The organism is Pseudomonas sp. LBUM1676 (assembly GCF_059695605.1).
The window spans coordinates 1,499,907-1,516,573 of the sequence record NZ_CP166777.1; the positions used below are offsets into that span (position 1 = coordinate 1,499,907).

A 16,667-nucleotide genomic window follows, 5' to 3' on the forward strand; every position below is an offset into this window, starting at 1 on the left:
GCATTCACTTGAGTAACTCCCGGCACACTGGTTTGTCGTGAGCCACGCCCAGCAGTTCGCAGACGGTGCCGCACAGTTGAGTCTGTTTCGGTGCGGCGTTGGCGTTGAAACTGAAGGCATTGCCGAGAACGAACAACGGTACTTCGCGTTCTTCCGGGAGCAGGCCGTTGTGGGAGCGATCATTGTTCATGCCGTGGTCGGCGGTCACCATGACCTGATAACCCGCATCGAGCCAGCCTTGCAGGTAGTCGGCGAGGATGATGTCCGCCGAGCGGGCGCTGTTGCGGTATTGCGCGGTGTCGAGGCCGTGCTTGTGCCCGGCGTCGTCGATGTTCATGGGATGGACCAGGAGAAAATTCGGCGCATGGCGCAGGCGCAGGTTTTCGGCGTCGGCGAACAGATGCGAATCCGGATAGTGATCGTTCCAGTAGAAATGGCCGTGCTGGATCGGCAGGTCCGGGTCGTCGGTGTGGCGATCCCGGGCCGCGACGAATGGCGAACGGTTGTACAGTTCGCTGACCCAGTGATAAGCCGCAGCGGCGGTTGTCAGGCCCGCTTCGATGGCATAGTGATAGATGCTGCGCTGGTTGGACAGGCGCGAGACGTTGTTGTGGACGATGCCGCTGTCGATCGGTGTCACGCCGGTCAGGATGCATTCGTAAAGCGGTCGGGACAGGGCCGGCAGTTCGCACTCCAGTTTGTAGAGCGCCGCGCGTCCCGCGCCGATGTAAGCCTGCAGGTGCCCCATGGCGTGACGGGCAACTGCGTAATTGAGACCGTCGAGCACGACAAGGATGACGTTGTGCTTCATAGGGGCGGAACTCCGCAAACAAGTATTCAGAAAATCCGGATTTACCACGGTCCATGTGGGAGCGAGCTTGCTCGCGATGACGGACTGACCTTCAACAAAGATGTTGACTGGTCTACCGCTATCGCGAGCAAGCTCGCTCCCACAGGGATCTTCACTAGCCCTGCAAAGAGTGGGCTACCGCGTTACTGCATATTGATGATGACTTCTTCCTGCCACTTCTGCGGCAGGGCCTTGGACGTTTTCTCCCACGCGTCCGCGTCCTTGATCGGCGTCACGCCTTTGTACTGCTCGTTCGGCAACAGCTTGGCCTTGACGTCCTCCGGCAGTTTTATATGTTCGGCGCGGATTGGACGCGCGTTGCCTTTCGCCAGGTTGATCTGGCCGGCATCGCTGAAGATGTATTCGCGGGTCAGCTTGGCGGCGTTCGGGTTTTTTGCGTATTTATTGATGATGGTGGTGTAACCGGAGATCACCGAGCCATCGGATGGAATCAGCACAGTGTAATCATCCGGATTGGCCATCTTGGCCTTGTAGCTCAGGCCGTTGAAATCCCAGACCACGCCGACTTCTATCTCACCCTTTTCCATGGTGGCGATCGTCGGGTTGGCCATGGACAGGCGACCCTGTTTGGCAATGTCGGCGAACATCAACAACGCCGGCTGCAGGTTTTTCTCGTCGCCACCATTGGCGAGCGCAGCGGCCAGTACCCCATTGGCAGCCTGTGCAGCGGTGCTGACGTCACCAATGGAGACTTTGTATTTACCTGTCTTGAGGTCAGCCCATTTGGTTGGCGCGTCGGACCCATGCAGCAACTTCTTGTTGATGATGAACGCGATAGTGCCGGTGTAGGCCAGTGCCCAGTTGCCATCCTTGTCCTTTGCCCAATCCGGAATCTGCTCCCAGGTGCTTGGCTTATAGGGTTGTACAACGCCTTGCTTGACCGCAATCGGACCGAATGCTGCGCCAACGTCGCCGATATCGGCGCTGGCGTTGTCCTTCTCGGCGGCAAATTTGGCAATTTCCTGGGCCGAGCTCATGTCGGTGTCGATGTGCTTGAGTCCGTATTTCTTGGCCAGGTCCTCCCAGGTTCCTCTCCAGTTGGCCCAGTCGTCGGGCATACCGACGCTGTTGACCGCACCTTCCGCTTTCGCCGCGGCTTCCAGGGTTTTCAAATCTGTATCAGCGGCCATGGCGGCAGTGCACATGGCGATGGTCGAGCCTAACAGTGATGCCAGGAAAAGCTGTTTCATCCGAAGCTCCTTTGGGCGTTTTCAACGCTGCGATTGCGGTCGTGTTGGTCTAGGTCAGCAATACCTGAGCCAATCTAGGCGCGGCGGATGACATTTTGATGTCGACCGCTGGCCTGCGCCTGTTTACTGCGCAGGAAATCTCAGGATTGGAGATAAGCGTAGACCATGGCTAAAAGGCTGAAATGAAAGGGACTTGGCCATTAAATTGCAGGTTATCTTGCGCAACCGTTCGGCAACTTTGTCATCTGTCAGTCATGTGCAGTGCCTAGGCTTGCAGAGAGTCGATGGAACCGGTTTGAAGCGTGGTTCTGCCCTGAAACAGCGCTGGTCTAGTCCAGATAGGTAACGTTGATGCGCATCGAGACAACCAAGGCGGTGACAGCGATCGGGCAGGTCCTGCAGGAACAGCTCGACCATGGCCTGTTGGCGCCCGGGAGCAAGTTGCCGGCCGAGCGCAAGCTCAGTGAGTTGTTCGGTACCACACGGATCACCGTACGGGAGGCCTTGCTACAGCTGGAAGCCCAGGGCCAGATTTATCGGGAGGAGCGCCGGGGCTGGTTCGTATCGCCACCGCGCCTGGCCTATAACCTGATGCAGCGCAGTCATTTTCACGCCATGGTCAGCGCCCAGGGCCGAGTGCCGTCCACCGAGGTGATATCGGCGCGCTTGCAGCCGGCGTCGGCGGCGGTCTGTGCCTGGTTGCAATTGCCAGCGTTGTCGAGCGTGATTCAGATTTGCCGGGTGCGGCGCATTGATGAGCGGCTGGTGTTGTATGTGGAGCATTATTTGAATCCGCAGTTTTTTCCCGGGATTCTGGCGTTCGATTTGAATCAGTCGATGACCGAGCTGTACGCCCGGCATTACGATTTGCATTACGGGCGGGTGCGATTCGAGATCGTGCCGACGGCGCTGTCGGTGGATGCGGCGGCGGCTTTACGGGTGTCGGTGGGCAGTCCGGGGTTGCGGATTGCCCGGGTCAATTACGATCAGCATCAACGGCTGATCGATTGTGACCTGGAGTTCTGGCGCCATGATGCGATTCATGTCGGGGTTGATGTGGTCTGAGCCTGGCCATCGCAGGCTCGTTTGGTCATCCGAAGCGATAAATGTCCATGCCCAGGGCGCCCAGGGTGAATCCCGTGTGGCTCACACTGAATTTTCCTCCGGCGCCGCGGGCAAAGTACAACGGCAGCAGATGTTCATCACTCGGATGGTTGCGCGCGGCGTTCGGCGCTTGCTGGCGGTAGTCGTGCAGCGCGGCTTCATCCTTCGCCTCGAGTTTCTCGACCATCCAGTCGCGAAATTCCCTGGCCCAGGGTTCGACGCTTTCCGGACCGGCGTGCCAGTCCAGTTCGCGCAGGTTGTGGGTAATGCTGCCGGAACCGATCAGCAGCACGCCGTGTTCGCGCAGCCCGGCAAGGGCCTGGCCTACCCGGGTTTGCAGGGCCGGGCCGCCGCGGGTGGGCAGCGAGACTTGCACAATCGGGATATCGGCTTGCGGATACATCAACGATAAGGGCACCCAGACACCGTGGTCGAACGGTCGCTTGACGTCGATGCGTGCGGGCAGGCCGGCGTTTTCCAGCGTTTCGACAACCTCTGTCGCCAGGAGCGGATCGCCAGGTGCCGGGTACTGCACCTCGAACAGGGCCTGTGGAAAGCCGCCGAAGTCATGCCAGGTGTCGGGTTGCGGGTTGCCGCTGACCAGCAGTTCATTGCTTTCCCAATGCGCGGATACAATGACGATGGCCCTGGGTTTCGGCAATTCGGCGGCAAGACGCGCGAGGGCCGGCCCGCTGGCACCGGGTTGCAGTGCAAGCATGGGAGAACCATGAGAGATATACAGGCTGGGGAACATGAATGAGCTCCTGGGAGTTAAGATAGCGTCATCTTCAGTCAGATCATTGATCTAAATCTAATATAAGTTTTAGGGTGTTTTGATCGAATTTTCGGGGTTATTTATGCAGCCGGAGTTTTGGCACAAGCGGTGGCAGTCGAATCAGATCGGCTTCCATCTGCCGCAAGTGAATCCTTACCTGCAACGGTTCTGGCCGCAGCTGGGCCTGGAAGAGGGCGCTCGCGTGTTGGTGCCGTTGTGTGGGAAAAGTCTGGATCTGTTGTGGCTGGCACACCAGGGTCACGAGGTATTGGGGATCGAACTGTCGGAAAAGGCTGTCGAGGATTTCTTCAGTGAGCACCAATTCGACCCTGATGTCAGTGAGCAGGGGCCGTTCAAGGTCTACCGTGCAGGCTCCATCGAGTTGTGGTGTGGCGATTTCTTCGAATTGACTGCCGGCGATGTTGCCGATTGCAGCGCGCTGTACGACCGCGCCGCATTGATTGCCCTGCCACCGGCAATGCGCGAGCAATACGCGGCTCATCTGAACCGGATTTTGCCTAAGGATGCTCTGGGGCTGTTGATTACCCTGGATTACGACCAGGCACAGATGGAGGGTCCGCCGTTTGCCGTGCTCGATGACGAAGTGCAGGGGTTGTTCGGAGCTTTGTGGTCGCTGAAGATTCTGGAAGACCAGGATGTGCTGGGTGAGAGCTGGAAGTTCCTTGAGGCGGGGGTTACGCGGCTAGAGGAGCGGGTTTATCGGGTGTCTGCCCGGTAATTGATGTTGTTTGTGCTGGCCCCTTCGCGAGCAGGCTCGCTCCCACATGTAACCTCAGTGCTCACAAATATTGTGTTCACAGGAGATCCAATGTGGGAGCGAGCCTGCTCGCGAAGGGGCCAGAATGAACACCTCAACAATCAGCAGACAAAAAAAGGCCCGCATCACTGCGGGCCTTTTCTTTTAGTGCCGAGCCTGATCAGCCCCGACGACGCAATGCGTCAATACGCTCTTCCAGCGGCGGGTGGCTCATGAACATGCGGGCGAACCCTTGTTTGATGCCACCGTTGATGCCGAAGGCATTCAGGGTGTCCGGCATGTGCACCGGCAGCCCCTGTTCCGCTCGCAGGCGTTGCAGAGCACCGATCATTGCGCTGGTACCGGCCAGGCGTGCACCGGCTTCGTCGGCACGGAATTCCCGCTTGCGCGAGAACCACATGACGATGGAGCTGGCCAGGATGCCCAGGACCAGTTCGGCGAAGATGGTCGCCACGTAGTAGGCGATACCCTGGCCTTCTTCGTTCTTGAAAATCACCTTGTCGACAAAGTTGCCGATGATCCGCGCAAAGAACATCACGAAGGTGTTCACCACGCCCTGGATCAACGCCAGGGTGACCATGTCGCCATTGGCCACGTGGCCGATTTCGTGGGCCAGCACGGCCTTGACTTCATCCGGCGAGAATCGCTCGAGCAAACCCTGGCTGACCGCGACCAGCGCGTCGTTCTTGTTCCAGCCGGTGGCGAAGGCGTTCGCCTCGTAGGCCGGGAAAATCCCGACTTCCGGCATCTTGATTCCGGCTTCCCGGGACAATTGCTCAACGGTTTGCAGCAGCCATTGCTCGTGACGTGTGCGCGGCTGGGTGATGATCTGGGTGCTGGTGCTCATCTTCGCCATCCACTTGGAGATGAACAGCGAGAACAGGGAACCGGCGAAACCAAAGACCGCACAGAAAATCAGCAGCTGATTGAGGTTGAGATCAACCCCGTTGGCCGCCATGAACCCGTTGAAGCCGAAAAGGCTCAGGGTGATGCTGGCAATCAGCACGACCGCCAGGTTAGTGGCCAAAAACAGCAGGATGCGCATCATGGTTGTAGAAATCTCCTCATGCTAAAGATGTAGCGTACTGCGGGGTATATAAGGTGCTGCACCGGGCTATTCAACCGAGTGACTATTTCAAACTGTGTCCTACAGCAAGAGTCTAGCTGTTTGAAGGACATTTCCGACGTCGATGGGGGGAAGTGTTTGTCAGCCCATTAAGGTTGCAGGCCCCGTCGTTGTTAGGCGCGAGCAGGCAGCCTGTCCTCAATCAGCCGTGGAAGGCGTGAGGAAAGACAAGGTGCAAAGATATGTTGCTGAATCAATCACCGTGCGACTTGAGTACCCGTCGCACGGTGACAGTGCGCCTATTGGCGGTAGGACTTGAGGAAATTGCCGATACGTCCGATGGCCATGTCCAGCTCATCCACCCGTGGCAGGGTCACGACGCGGAAATGGTCCGGCCATGGCCAGTTGAAGGCCGTGCCTTGCACCACCAGCAGCTTCTCGGAGAGCAGCAGGTCGAGCACGAATTTTTCGTCGTTGTGGATCGGGCAGACTTTCGGGTCGATCCGCGGGAAGGCATACAGTGCGCCCATGGGCTTGACGCAGCTCACGCCCGGAATGTCGTTGAGCAGTTCCCAGGTACGATTGCGCTGTTCCAGCAGGCGCCCTTGCGGCAGCACCAGGTCATTGATGCTCTGATAACCACCGAGGGCGGTCTGGATCGCATGCTGGCTCGGCACGTTGGCGCACAGGCGCATGTTGGCCAGCATGTCGATGCCTTCGATGTAGCTCTGGGCGTGGTGCTTGGGGCCGGAGATGACGATCCAGCCGGAACGGAATCCGGCCACGCGGTAGGATTTGGACAGGCCGTTGAAGGTCAGGCACAGCAGGTCCGGCGCGAGCGAAGCGGTGCAGATGTGCACGGCGTCGTCGTAGAGAATCTTGTCGTAGATCTCGTCGGAAAAAACCACCAGGTTGTGCTGGCGAGCCAGTTCCAGCATGCCCAGCAAGACTTCCCTGGAATACACCGCACCCGTCGGGTTGTTCGGGTTGATGATCACCAGCGCCTTGGTGTTCGGGGTGATCTTGGCCTTGATGTCAGCCAGGTCCGGCCACCAGTTGGCCTGCTCGTCGCACAGGTAATGCACCGGGTTGCCGCCCGACAGGCTCACCGCGGCGGTCCACAGCGGGTAGTCAGGGGCCGGCACCAGCACTTCGTCGCCATTGTTGAGCAGGGCCTGCATCGACATCACGATCAGCTCGGAAACGCCGTTGCCCAGGTAGATGTCTTCGATCCCGACGCCTTCCACCTGCTTTTGCTGGTAGTACTGCATCACGGCCTTGCGCGCACTGAACAGGCCTTTGGAGTCGCTATAGCCCTGGGCGGTCGGCAGATTGCGGATCACGTCCTGGAGGATTTCATCCGGCGCTTCGAAACCAAAGGGCGCCGGGTTGCCGATGTTCAGCTTGAGGATGCGATGGCCTTCCTCTTCCAGGCGTTTGGCGTGCTTGAGCACTGGGCCGCGAATGTCGTAGCAGACGTTGGCGAGCTTGTTCGATTTGCTGACCTGCATGGCGATGTGTTCCCGAAAATGAACGATCCAGGCGGCGTATGAACGACCGTACTGGGAATCCTGCGTAATCACACAGGCCTGACGCCTTGTGATGCGGCACCCATAAATCCGTTTGAATGCGCGTGGTCTGGCTGCCAGACTGGCGTTTGACGAGGCGCAATCATACGTGCCGCCCGATCCGTGGAAAAGGTACAGATCGGGCTTTTTCAGCTGCCGAGGTGTGACGATGGAAAAGTTGGAGAAAACCCTGGATGAATGGAAGGCGATGCTCGATCCGGAGCAGTACAACGTGTGCCGTCTCAAAGGCACCGAACGACCGTTTTCCGGCAAATACAATGACAGCAAGGTCGACGGCATCTATCACTGCATCTGCTGTAACGAGCCGCTGTTCGATTCCAGGACCAAATTCGACTCCGGCTGTGGCTGGCCGAGTTTTTATGCGCCGATCGGCGACAGCGCCATGGTCGAGATCCGGGATGTCAGCCACGGCATGATCCGTACCGAGGTGGTTTGCGCCAAATGCGACGCGCACCTGGGGCATGTGTTTCCGGATGGTCCGCCGCCGACCGGGTTGCGGTATTGCATCAACTCCGTGTGCCTGGACCTGGTGCCACGGGGGTAATACGAGACCGGGCTATTTGTGGGAGCGAGCCTGCTCCCGAAGAGGGCGTGTCAATCGACATCAATGCTGGATGTCAGTCAGCCTTCGCGAGCAGGCTCGCTCCCACAGGGAAGCAATCCAGTATGGAAGATGGGATTATCCCCACAGTTAACCGGTTATTGATTTATTAAATTGCACACAATTCAATTGCTCGCTATGTTTGTCCCGTCTCCCTGCACTCAGAGTCCAAAACCATGAGCGACAACCTGCTGAGCATCCCTTGCACCACCATCAAGGGCGAACAAAAGACCCTGGCTGACTTCGCCGGCAAGGCCGTACTGGTGGTCAACACCGCGAGCAAATGCGGCTTCACTCCGCAGTACAAAGGGCTGGAAGAGCTGTGGCAGACCTACAAGGATCAAGGCCTGGTGGTGCTCGGCTTTCCCTGCAACCAGTTCGGCAAGCAGGAACCGGGTAACGAAGGGGCCATCAGCGAATTCTGCGAGTTGAACTACGGCGTCAGCTTCCCGCTGTTCAAAAAGATCGAAGTCAACGGCGCCGACGCCCATCCGTTGTTCGTGCAACTGAAAAAGCGCGCCCCGGGCGTCCTGGGTTCCCAGGGCATCAAGTGGAACTTCACCAAGTTCCTGATCGGCAAGGACGGGCAGTTGGTCAAGCGCTTCGCTCCGGCGACCAAGCCGCAGGACCTGAGCCGCGAGATCGAAGCCCTGCTCAAATGAATACCTTGTCCGTCGATCCCCTGAAGCTCGACAGCCAGATCTGCTTCAAGCTGTACGCCGCGTCCCGGGCAGTCATCCGAGCCTACAAACCGATGCTTGATCAGCTTGGCCTGACCTACCCGCAATACCTGGCGATGCTGGTGTTGTGGGAGTGGCAGCAAGCGGCACCGGAGCAGCCGACTGTCAAGGCGCTGGGCGAGCGCCTGGCGCTGGATTCCGGCACCCTGACGCCGCTGCTCAAGCGCCTCGAGCAATTGCAGCTGGTGCAGCGTCAACGATCGGCGCGGGATGAACGCGAAGTGCACCTGAGCCTGTCACCCAGCGGCAAGGCGTTGCGCGATCAGGTGGGGCCGCTCAAGGCTCGGCTGTTGTGCGACAGCGGTGTCGACCTGGATCGCCTGAATGATCTGCGTACTGGCCTCGATCATCTGTTGGGCCAGATCAAAGCACTGTCGTAGTCGGCATCCACAAGTCCAGCAGGGCGGCCAGCTCTTCCCGGCGGAACGGCTTGGCCAGGTAGTCGCTCATGCCCGCGGCACGGCAGCGTTCGCGTTCTTCGGACATCGCATTGGCGGTCAGGGCGACAATGGGCAGCTGTGGCCAGCGCCCGCTGCGGCGGATTTGCCGACTGGCTTCATAGCCATCCATCACCGGCATGTTGCAGTCCATCAACACCAGATCGAATTCGCCGTGCTCCAGTTGATCCAGCGCCTCGCCACCGTGAGCGGCGACAATCACCTCGCAGCCGAGTTTCCCGAGCATGCCCTTGGCCACCAGTTGATTGACCGGATTGTCCTCCACCAGCAACACCCGTCCGCGTCGCAGGGGGGAGCGATTATCGAGCCGCGCATCGTTGATCAGGTTGATTTCCGGCTGTAGCACCCGCCGCAGCGTCTGATACAGCGCATTACGCGCCAGAGGTCGCGCCTGTTGCTGCAAGGGCGCCAGGGCGCTGGCTTCTTCGCTGGGCATGAAACTGCCGTAGGCGGTCACCAGCAAAATCGGCGCGGTACAGGTGGGGCGCAGCCCGAACAGGCATTCGGGGCAGTCGGTGATCACCATGTCCGGGTCCAGCCCGATCAACGAGTCGTCGATCGACCGCTGCTGATACTCCAGGCCCCAACCCGGCAACAGGCTCTTGAGCAATTCCGCCAGACCGCTGCTCGCGGCGGTGATCGCGATGACTTTGCCCTGCAGCGTCGCGTGCGCAAGGGCGCGGGTGTGGCAAGGCAGCGGCAGGTCGGCGCAGAACTGGCTGCCGAAGCCTGCTTCGGAGCTGATGGTGAGGCGTCCTTGCATCGCTTCGCAGAGGTTGTAGGTCAGTGCCAGGCCCAGGCCGGTACCACCGAATTGCCGGGTAATGCCGGCACCGGCCTGGGTGAAGGGCTGGAAGATCTTGACCTGGGCGTCCTGGGCGATACCGATACCGGTGTCGCAGACCTCGATTCTGACGCCGTCCCCGAACGTCGACAGGCGCACATCGACTCGGCCGAACCGGGTGAACTTGAGGGCGTTGGACAGCAGGTTGCTGACAATCTGTCGGACCCGGGTCGGGTCACCGAGCACCAGGGCCGGAAAGTGCGGATCGATCAGACAGGTCAGCTCGACGCTCGGCGCCGCGTTCTGCGACAGCAGGTTGGCGGTGTCTTCGATCAGCGAGCCGAGGTCGAACGGAATGTGTTCGAGTTCAAGCTGACCGGCGTCGAATTTAGACAGGTCGAGAATATCGTTGAGCAACTCCACCAGCACCTTGCCTGAGTCATGGGCGATGGACAGCTGTTGCTGCTGCTCGGCATTGAGCGGGCCATCGAGTGAGAGCGCGATCATCCCCAGCAGACCGTTGAGGGGGGTGCGGATTTCGTGGCTCATGTTGGCCAGGAACACCGAACGCGCTTCGGCCATGTCCAGGGCGGTGCTGCGGGCTACCTCCAGTTCCTGGTTGGACTGGCTGAGCCGGGTGTTGATCGCTTTCAATTCCGCCGTGCGCGCCGAAACGATGTTTTCCAGTTGTCCGAGGTAGTCGGTCAGCCGGTTTTCGGCATTGCGTCGCTGCTGGATTTCGGTGGCGATGTTTTCGAATTGCTGGTTCGCAACTTTGACCAGCACGCCGATCTCGTCATTTTCGTGACCGGCCGGGTACTCCAGCCACGTCGGCTCGACACTGCGCGGGTCGCGGCTGCTGAGTTCACGAATCACCCGTACCAGGGGTTTGGTCAGCATCACATAGAACAGCGCGAGCAGGATGCCGGTCAGCAGCAGGCTACGGGCGAAGCCGTTGAGCAGGGTCACCTCGGCCCGGCGCAGGAACCGGCTGCCGAACGCATAGGTGTCGACGTCCAGGCGCAAGGTACCCAGGGATTCATTCGGCAAATGATCCAGGTACAAACGGTCCTCGAAGTGCCGGTTGGCACCGAACAGGAAGTCGCTGATCACCCGATAGCCGCTTTGCAGGCCAGGGCGTTTGACCTTGGCCAACACCGTACCGTTGTTGTCGATCAATTGCGCACCGATGATCGCGGGCGAGCGCAACAGGCCCAGGGTCAGTTCCTGGGCGAGTTCGGCGTCGATGTTGTAGGCGATGCGCGAAGCGGGGTTATGACTGATTTCCAGCAGAGACAGGATTTCGCGGTTGATGGAGGCATCTTCACTGGCATAATCGATGCCTATTTGCAGCAGACTGAGCAGCGTGCCCAGAATAAAGCCGACCAGCACGGTCAGCCGGGCTTGCTTGTAGGACAGCCGGTTGGTGAACTTGATATCCATGGGGTGTTGAACCACTTCCGTTTCCCTTCGCTGCTCAAGCATAGTCGATCATGCATTGGATCCCGATGTTCTCGCGCAGCCCGTTTACCAGGGCTGGAGCGGATATCGTACGCTGTGTGTCATCGCTGTAACGCATCATTACTGTGAACGTGCCCGAGGAGAAGACGTGGATTCCCGATTGAATGCTTTTCTTGAACGCGCCGATGCCGTTCTGGCCCGCATCGAACCACTGCTGCCCGCCCCCCGGCAAGCCATCGACTGGACCCACAGCCTGGCTGCGCGCTGGCAACGCGAGGGGCGCAGCGGTTTCCTGATGCCGCTGCAAGTCAGCCTCGACACGCGTTTATCCGACCTGATCGGGGTCGACCGGCAAGTGGAGCAATTGGGACGCAATACCCAACAGTTCCTCGATGGCATGCCAGCCAACCACGCCTTGCTCTGGGGCTCGCGTGGCACCGGCAAATCATCCCTGGTGCGCGCGTTGCTGGCCGAACACGCCAACGCGGGGCTGCGGCTGATCGAGATCGAACGCGATCACCTGGCGGACCTGCCGCGGGTGGTCGAACAGATCGCCAAATTGCCCCAGCGCTTCGTGCTGTTCTGCGACGACCTGTCGTTCGAGTCGGGCGAAGGCGATTATCGCGTGCTCAAGAGCGTGCTCGACGGCTCTCTCGAACAGGCGCCGGATAACGTGTTGCTCTACGCCACCTCCAATCGTCGCCACCTGGTGCCGGAAAAGGAAAGCGATAACGAAAACTGGAAACGAGTCGACGGCGAACTCCACCCCAGCGAGGCGGTGGAGGACAAGATTGCCCTGTCTGACCGTTTTGGCCTGTGGTTGTCATTCTATCCGTTTACCCAGGAGCACTTCCTCGACGTCGTCGAGCATTGGATCGGTCAACTGGCCGGCAAGGCCGGCCTCGAGTGGCAGCGTGATGAAGCGCTGGATATTCTCGCCGTGCGCTGGGCCACGGGGCGGGGCAACCGCAACGGGCGCTGTGCGTATCAATTTGCCCGCTATTGGGTCGGGCTCAAGCTGTTGGAGCACAAGGCATGATCGATTTACAACAGAGCGGCCAGGGGCTCGAAGGCTACGGCATGCTGTGGGCGCAGCTGGAGTCATTGCTGGCCGATGAACGGGATTTCATTGCCAACGCCGCGCAGTTTTCGGCGCTCCTGTACAACCAGCTCGATGATTTGAACTGGGCCGGTTTCTACCTCAACCGCAACGAAGAGCTGGTGCTGGGTCCGTTTCAGGGGCAGATCGCCTGCGTGCGTATTGCGTTCGGTCGCGGCGTGTGCGGGACTGCGGCCGCGACCCTGCAGACCCAGCTGGTCGAAGACGTGCACGCGTTCCCGGGGCATATCGCCTGCGACAGTGCATCGAATAGCGAACTGGTCGTGCCGTTGGTCAAAAACGGCCGATTGATCGGCGTGCTGGACCTCGACAGCCCGAAGCTCGCGCGGTTTACCGCTGAAGATCAAGCCGGTATCGAACAGCTGGCGGCGATTTTCCTGCGCCTGACTGACTGCTGATCATGCCCTCAAGCCTGCCTTGACCAGCAGGCTTGAGCGATCCAGCGGCGTCGATCGGTTCCAGGTGGGTTAACGCACGGCTCCGCGTCCAGGCACAGTCAAGCCTCTTTCATAGTGCTGTTGTCGTTATGTCGAATCTGCTGCTGCAGTGCCTGCTCCAATTCGAGCATGGCGCTCTCAATGGCGTTGCTGCATTCGATGACTTTGGCACTATCTTCATGGCAGGCGTGCTCCAGCGCCTCGCAGCTGTCGATCAGGCGGCAGGCCTGGACAATCCGCGCAGCGCCCTTGATCTTGTGGGCCAGATCGAGGAATGACTGCCGATCCCCGGCTTCCGACAACGCCTGTCGGTCCAGCCGGTTGCTGTTCAACAGTTCAGTCAGCAGTCGCTGTTCCAGAACCGGGTTGCCCCCCGTCAATTGATGCAGCCCTTTGCGGCTGAACGCAGGATCGCGGACGGTCGGCTCGATGCCTTCAACCCATTGGCTCAAAGCGGTCAGCGTCAGGGGCTTGAACAGGCAGTCGTCCATGCCGGCCTGTTTGCAGCGCAATATCTCTTCCGGCTGGGCGTTGGCGGTGAATCCCAGAACGGTACAGGCCGGGCGTTGCGCCTGTTGTTCCTGTCGGCGAATGGCGCGGGCCAGTTCGTAGCCATTCATGATCGGCATATTGCAATCGACAATCACCAGATCGAACACCTGTGCTTTCCACGCCTGCAATCCTGCTTCGCCATCTGCAGCGACACTGAATCTATGCCCCAGGAACTCAAGTTGCTGACACATGAGCAAGCGATTGGCCGGATGATCGTCGACCACTAGAACATTCAAGGGCGCCTTCGTGGAATGGACGGGCGCTTCAACGGCTTCCCGACGCTGTTCGCATGGCAGTGCTGCCAGGAGCAGCGAAACCCGGACCTGGGTACCGACACCCGGCTGGCTGCTCAATTGGAGGCTGCCGCCCATCATCTCGCACAGACTGCGACTGATGACCAGGCCCAGGCCTGCGCCGCCTCTGCTTGACTGTGCGCAGTGATCGGCTTGAGCAAAGGGTTCGAACAGCCGTTGCCGATCCTGTTCGCTGATGCCGATGCCGCTGTCCTGAACGTGCAACAGCATCCGCACGCGCTCGGGCTCGTCGGTCGGTTGCAGGTCCACGCTGATCCTGACCTGACCCTGCTCCGTGAACTTGATGGCGTTGCTGACCAGGTTGGACAGCACCTGCTTGAAGCGCATTGGGTCCACGACGACATCGACCAGCGGATTGGCAGGGTGAAATTCCAGCAGCAGCTCAAGATTTTTCTGGCGCGCCAGGCCATCGAAAATCCGTATCACCGAGGTCACGATTTCTTCGGGATTGACCCGTTCCGGGCTCAGGCTCAGGCGCCCGGACTCGATCCGCGCGATATCTAGAATGTCCCCGATCAGTTCCAGCAGGTCTTTCGCCGAGTTGTACGCCACCGCGATGGCCGGACGATCCGGGTGCTGATGATCGATGCGCTTGAGTGTCAGTTCGAGCATGCCGATGACCGCGTTCATCGGCGTGCGGATCTCATGGCTCATGGTCGCCAGGAACGTGCTCTTGGCCCGGTTGGCTTCATCCGCCCGTTCCTTCGCGCAGCGCAACTCGTCGAACAGTTGCCGCCGCTCGCTGATGTCGATCCAGCCGCCAATGATGCCTTGCACTTCACCGCTCGAGTCGCGGTAGGGAATGATCCAGTGGTAGATCGTCAGTCTGCGGCCACCGATATGCAGCGGCCGGTCGAGAATCAACGGTATGCCCTCGGCCACAACGCGCTGGTAGTCGGCTTGATATTCCCGCGCTTCGAAGGCATTGCTCATGTTGCCCTGCATGACGCTTTTGCCGATGACCTCCTCACGTTTCGCGCAGAAGGCCTCCAGATAACTGTCGTTGCAGCTTTGCAGCAGCCCTTGACGATCGCGCACATAAATGGGATGGGGCGTGCCGTTGACCAGCGAGCGCATGAATTCGAATTGATCGCTCAACGCACGCTCGGCCGCCTGACGCTGCTTTATCTGCCGCCGCATGTAAGCATTCCAGGCCATGGAAATCAGCAGCAGCACGCCGGCGCCGATGACGATCTGATAAAACACCCGGTGATAGTTGCGCCAGGGATTTTGCGATATCGCCGAATAGCCACGCCAGCGGCTGTTGATGATGCCCAGTTCCTCTGGCGTAATGCTCAGCAACGCCTTGTCGAGGATGGCGTTCAGTTCCCGGGCGTCCCGGGCGGTGGCCAGGGAGAATGCGGCCTGCCGGGTGCCGATGGTGCTGCTGATGCGCAGTGTGTGCTCGAAAATCCGCGAAGACAGGAAGTAGTTGGCAGCCACCAGTGAACTCACTGCACCCTGTGCCTTGCCTTCGACCAGCAATTCGGCGGCGCTGAAGGTGTCCGGGGTTTCAATCAGCCTGATCTGCGGGAACTCGCGGCGCACGTCATCGATCATTGGATTGCCTTGGGCAATGGCCAGGCGCTTGTTCTGGAATTGAGCAAGGGTTGTCGGGCTGCTGGCGGATTTGCGCGTCAGCAGGATGAAGGAGTTTTGCAGATAGGGCCGGGTGAAACTCAGGCTGGCTTCACGTTGGGCGCTGGGCAGCAGGGCGGCGATCAGGTCGGCTTGATTATTGTTGACCTGCTCGATCATCTCGCCATCGCTTCGGCTGCGCCGGATGTCGAAGCGCAAACCTGTACGCAGCCTGATCAGTTCGAGCAGGTCGGCGGTAATGCCTCGAAAGTTGCCGTCGTTGTCGAAAAACGTCAGTGGCGCAAACGCTTCATTGACCACCACGCGCACCACCGGATGTTGCGCCAGCCAGCGTTGCTCGTTGTCACTGAGCTGCAATTTCTGATCGGTGAGCAGAATGTCACTGCCAGCGCTCCAGCGTTTGGCAATGCTTTCTCGCTCGCTGGTGGGAACGGCCTTGAGCATCGCATTGATAATCCCGAGCAGTTCGAGATCGTTCCTGTTCACGGCAAAGCTGAAACCCTGGGCTTCGTGTTTGCCGAAGTTGGCCATGCGGATATTGTTCAGGTAGCCCTTGTTGATCATGTAGTGGGTTGAAATAGTGTCGCCGAGGAAGACGTCAGCCTCGTCGAAAGCCACCGCATTGATCGCATTCTGGTAGGACGGATAGGCGGTGATGATCGCCTGCGGATACACAGCCCTGACTTCCTCCAGTGGCAAATAGTGATACACCATGCTCAGACGCAGGCCAGCGAGGCCATCGGCCAGGGACCTGTTTTCATCTTCCCGCGTCACCAGCACCGGTTGATCCACGGCGTAGGGGGCGGACAGCAGGATGTCGGCATTGTGAGCTTCGAACCCATTGGCGCTGCCAAGCAGGTCGACCTCGCCGTTTTCCAGGGCCTCGATCGCAGCCCCCCGGGACTCGAAGCGCCGGACCTTGATGGGCAGACCGGTGGACTCGCCCAGCAGCCCGGCGTAATCGGCGGTGTAACCTTCATACTCGTGACCGCTGATGGCCAGATCGAAGGGCGGATAATCCGGGGCCGACGTGCCGAGAATCAGTTCACGCTTGTTCTTGATCCATTGTCGTTGGGATTGATCCAACTGGACTTCCAGGTGTCCGGCCGATGAACGACTGAGCAGGGAGAGACTATTGCTGGAGGTCTGGGCGAACACCGAGGCGCTCAGGCATAAACCAGCGGTCATGAGTATCAGCGAGTCCTTTATGCGGCTGGGCATCCTGTTC

14 protein-coding genes are annotated in these 16,667 nt (G+C 59.5%); 7 read left to right on the forward strand and 7 right to left on the reverse strand.

Annotated elements, in window-relative coordinates; translation table 11 throughout:
- Nucleotides 1-4: 4 nt before the first annotated feature.
- Both ACA041_RS06985 and ACA041_RS06990 read right to left on the reverse strand, forming a co-directional pair.
- Nucleotides 5-811: an alkaline phosphatase family protein gene (locus tag ACA041_RS06985; protein WP_497440455.1), complete on the reverse strand. Its 807-nt coding sequence runs from the start codon at nt 809-811 to the stop codon at nt 5-7.
- Between the two features lie 182 nt (nt 812-993).
- A complete protein-coding gene (locus ACA041_RS06990; protein WP_497440456.1) occupies nt 994-2,061 on the reverse strand; it encodes an ABC transporter substrate-binding protein in 1,068 nt (355 codons plus the stop codon).
- Between the two features lie 351 nt (nt 2,062-2,412).
- Here ACA041_RS06990 and ACA041_RS06995 point away from each other — a divergent pair, with 351 nt between their 5' ends.
- Nucleotides 2,413-3,126, forward strand: a complete 714-nt coding sequence (locus ACA041_RS06995) for a UTRA domain-containing protein (protein WP_497440457.1) — start codon at nt 2,413-2,415, stop codon at nt 3,124-3,126.
- A gap of 25 nt (nt 3,127-3,151) precedes the next feature.
- On the opposite strand, the gene ACA041_RS07000 is transcribed toward ACA041_RS06995, so the two are convergent.
- Entirely contained in the window at nt 3,152-3,919 is a 768-nt protein-coding gene (locus tag ACA041_RS07000; protein WP_497440458.1) for a DODA-type extradiol aromatic ring-opening family dioxygenase, read from the reverse strand.
- Between the two features lie 103 nt (nt 3,920-4,022).
- Here ACA041_RS07000 and ACA041_RS07005 point away from each other — a divergent pair, with 103 nt between their 5' ends.
- On the forward strand, nt 4,023-4,679 hold the full coding sequence (locus ACA041_RS07005) for a thiopurine S-methyltransferase (RefSeq protein ID WP_497440459.1): 657 nt from the start codon (nt 4,023-4,025) through the stop codon (nt 4,677-4,679).
- 199 nt (nt 4,680-4,878) lie between these two features.
- On the opposite strand, the gene htpX is transcribed toward ACA041_RS07005, so the two are convergent.
- Together htpX and ACA041_RS07015 are read right to left on the reverse strand one after the other, a co-directional pair.
- The gene (gene htpX, locus ACA041_RS07010; protein WP_064676487.1) at nt 4,879-5,766 is read right to left on the reverse strand and encodes a protease HtpX; all 888 of its coding nucleotides are present in this window, start codon (nt 5,764-5,766) and stop codon (nt 4,879-4,881) included.
- 317 nt (nt 5,767-6,083) lie between these two features.
- Nucleotides 6,084-7,295 (reverse strand): pyridoxal phosphate-dependent aminotransferase, encoded by a 1,212-nt coding sequence (locus ACA041_RS07015; protein WP_497442017.1) that lies wholly within the window; start codon nt 7,293-7,295, stop codon nt 6,084-6,086.
- Between the two features lie 226 nt (nt 7,296-7,521).
- On the opposite strand from ACA041_RS07015, the gene msrB reads away from it, so the two are divergent.
- From msrB to ACA041_RS07030, 3 genes are all read left to right on the forward strand, one after another.
- Nucleotides 7,522-7,917 carry a peptide-methionine (R)-S-oxide reductase MsrB gene (gene msrB / locus ACA041_RS07020; protein ID WP_497440460.1) on the forward strand — a complete coding sequence of 132 codons (396 nt, stop codon included), beginning with the start codon at nt 7,522-7,524 and terminating at the stop codon, nt 7,915-7,917.
- A 233-nt stretch (nt 7,918-8,150) separates the two neighbouring features.
- Nucleotides 8,151-8,636: a glutathione peroxidase gene (locus ACA041_RS07025; protein WP_008009392.1), complete on the forward strand. Its 486-nt coding sequence runs from the start codon at nt 8,151-8,153 to the stop codon at nt 8,634-8,636.
- Nucleotides 8,633-9,094, forward strand: a complete 462-nt coding sequence (locus tag ACA041_RS07030) for a MarR family winged helix-turn-helix transcriptional regulator (RefSeq protein WP_497440461.1) — start codon at nt 8,633-8,635, stop codon at nt 9,092-9,094. Before ACA041_RS07025 ends, ACA041_RS07030 begins: the two co-directional genes overlap by 4 nt.
- Here the strand turns inward: ACA041_RS07030 and ACA041_RS07035 are convergent.
- On the reverse strand, nt 9,078-11,399 hold the full coding sequence (locus ACA041_RS07035) for a hybrid sensor histidine kinase/response regulator (protein ID WP_497440462.1): 2,322 nt from the start codon (nt 11,397-11,399) through the stop codon (nt 9,078-9,080). The genes ACA041_RS07030 and ACA041_RS07035 overlap by 17 nt on opposite strands.
- A 166-nt stretch (nt 11,400-11,565) precedes the next feature.
- On the opposite strand from ACA041_RS07035, the gene ACA041_RS07040 reads away from it, so the two are divergent.
- Both ACA041_RS07040 and ACA041_RS07045 read left to right on the forward strand, forming a co-directional pair.
- Nucleotides 11,566-12,456, forward strand: coding sequence for an ATP-binding protein (locus tag ACA041_RS07040; protein WP_497440463.1), 891 nt, complete (start codon nt 11,566-11,568; stop codon nt 12,454-12,456).
- A complete protein-coding gene (locus tag ACA041_RS07045; RefSeq protein WP_497440464.1) occupies nt 12,453-12,935 on the forward strand; it encodes a GAF domain-containing protein in 483 nt (160 codons plus the stop codon). The genes ACA041_RS07040 and ACA041_RS07045 overlap by 4 nt, the downstream gene beginning before the upstream one ends.
- Nucleotides 12,936-13,033: 98 nt before the next feature.
- Here ACA041_RS07045 and ACA041_RS07050 read toward each other — a convergent pair whose 3' ends face one another.
- Nucleotides 13,034-16,660, reverse strand: a complete 3,627-nt coding sequence (locus ACA041_RS07050) for a transporter substrate-binding domain-containing protein (protein ID WP_497440465.1) — start codon at nt 16,658-16,660, stop codon at nt 13,034-13,036.
- Between the last annotated feature and the right edge of the window lie 7 nt (nt 16,661-16,667).

Bases quoted from the DNA above. Each gene is read 5' to 3' on its own strand.
- ACA041_RS07005 (WP_497440459.1), top strand. From the start codon at position 4,023: ATGCAGCCGGAGTTTTGGCACAAGCGGTGGCAGTCGAATCAGATCGGC.
- ACA041_RS07000 (WP_497440458.1), bottom strand. From the start codon at position 3,919: ATGTTCCCCAGCCTGTATATCTCTCATGGTTCTCCCATGCTTGCACTG.
- ACA041_RS07035 (WP_497440462.1), bottom strand. From the start codon at position 11,399: ATGGATATCAAGTTCACCAACCGGCTGTCCTACAAGCAAGCCCGGCTG.
- ACA041_RS06990 (WP_497440456.1), bottom strand. From the start codon at position 2,061: ATGAAACAGCTTTTCCTGGCATCACTGTTAGGCTCGACCATCGCCATG.
- ACA041_RS07050 (WP_497440465.1), bottom strand. From the start codon at position 16,660: ATGCCCAGCCGCATAAAGGACTCGCTGATACTCATGACCGCTGGTTTA.
- ACA041_RS06985 (WP_497440455.1), bottom strand. From the start codon at position 811: ATGAAGCACAACGTCATCCTTGTCGTGCTCGACGGTCTCAATTACGCA.
- ACA041_RS07015 (WP_497442017.1), bottom strand. From the start codon at position 7,295: ATGCAGGTCAGCAAATCGAACAAGCTCGCCAACGTCTGCTACGACATT.
- ACA041_RS07045 (WP_497440464.1), top strand. From the start codon at position 12,453: ATGATCGATTTACAACAGAGCGGCCAGGGGCTCGAAGGCTACGGCATG.
- msrB (WP_497440460.1), top strand. From the start codon at position 7,522: ATGGAAAAGTTGGAGAAAACCCTGGATGAATGGAAGGCGATGCTCGAT.
- htpX (WP_064676487.1), bottom strand. From the start codon at position 5,766: ATGATGCGCATCCTGCTGTTTTTGGCCACTAACCTGGCGGTCGTGCTG.
- ACA041_RS06995 (WP_497440457.1), top strand. From the start codon at position 2,413: ATGCGCATCGAGACAACCAAGGCGGTGACAGCGATCGGGCAGGTCCTG.
- ACA041_RS07030 (WP_497440461.1), top strand. From the start codon at position 8,633: ATGAATACCTTGTCCGTCGATCCCCTGAAGCTCGACAGCCAGATCTGC.
- ACA041_RS07025 (WP_008009392.1), top strand. From the start codon at position 8,151: ATGAGCGACAACCTGCTGAGCATCCCTTGCACCACCATCAAGGGCGAA.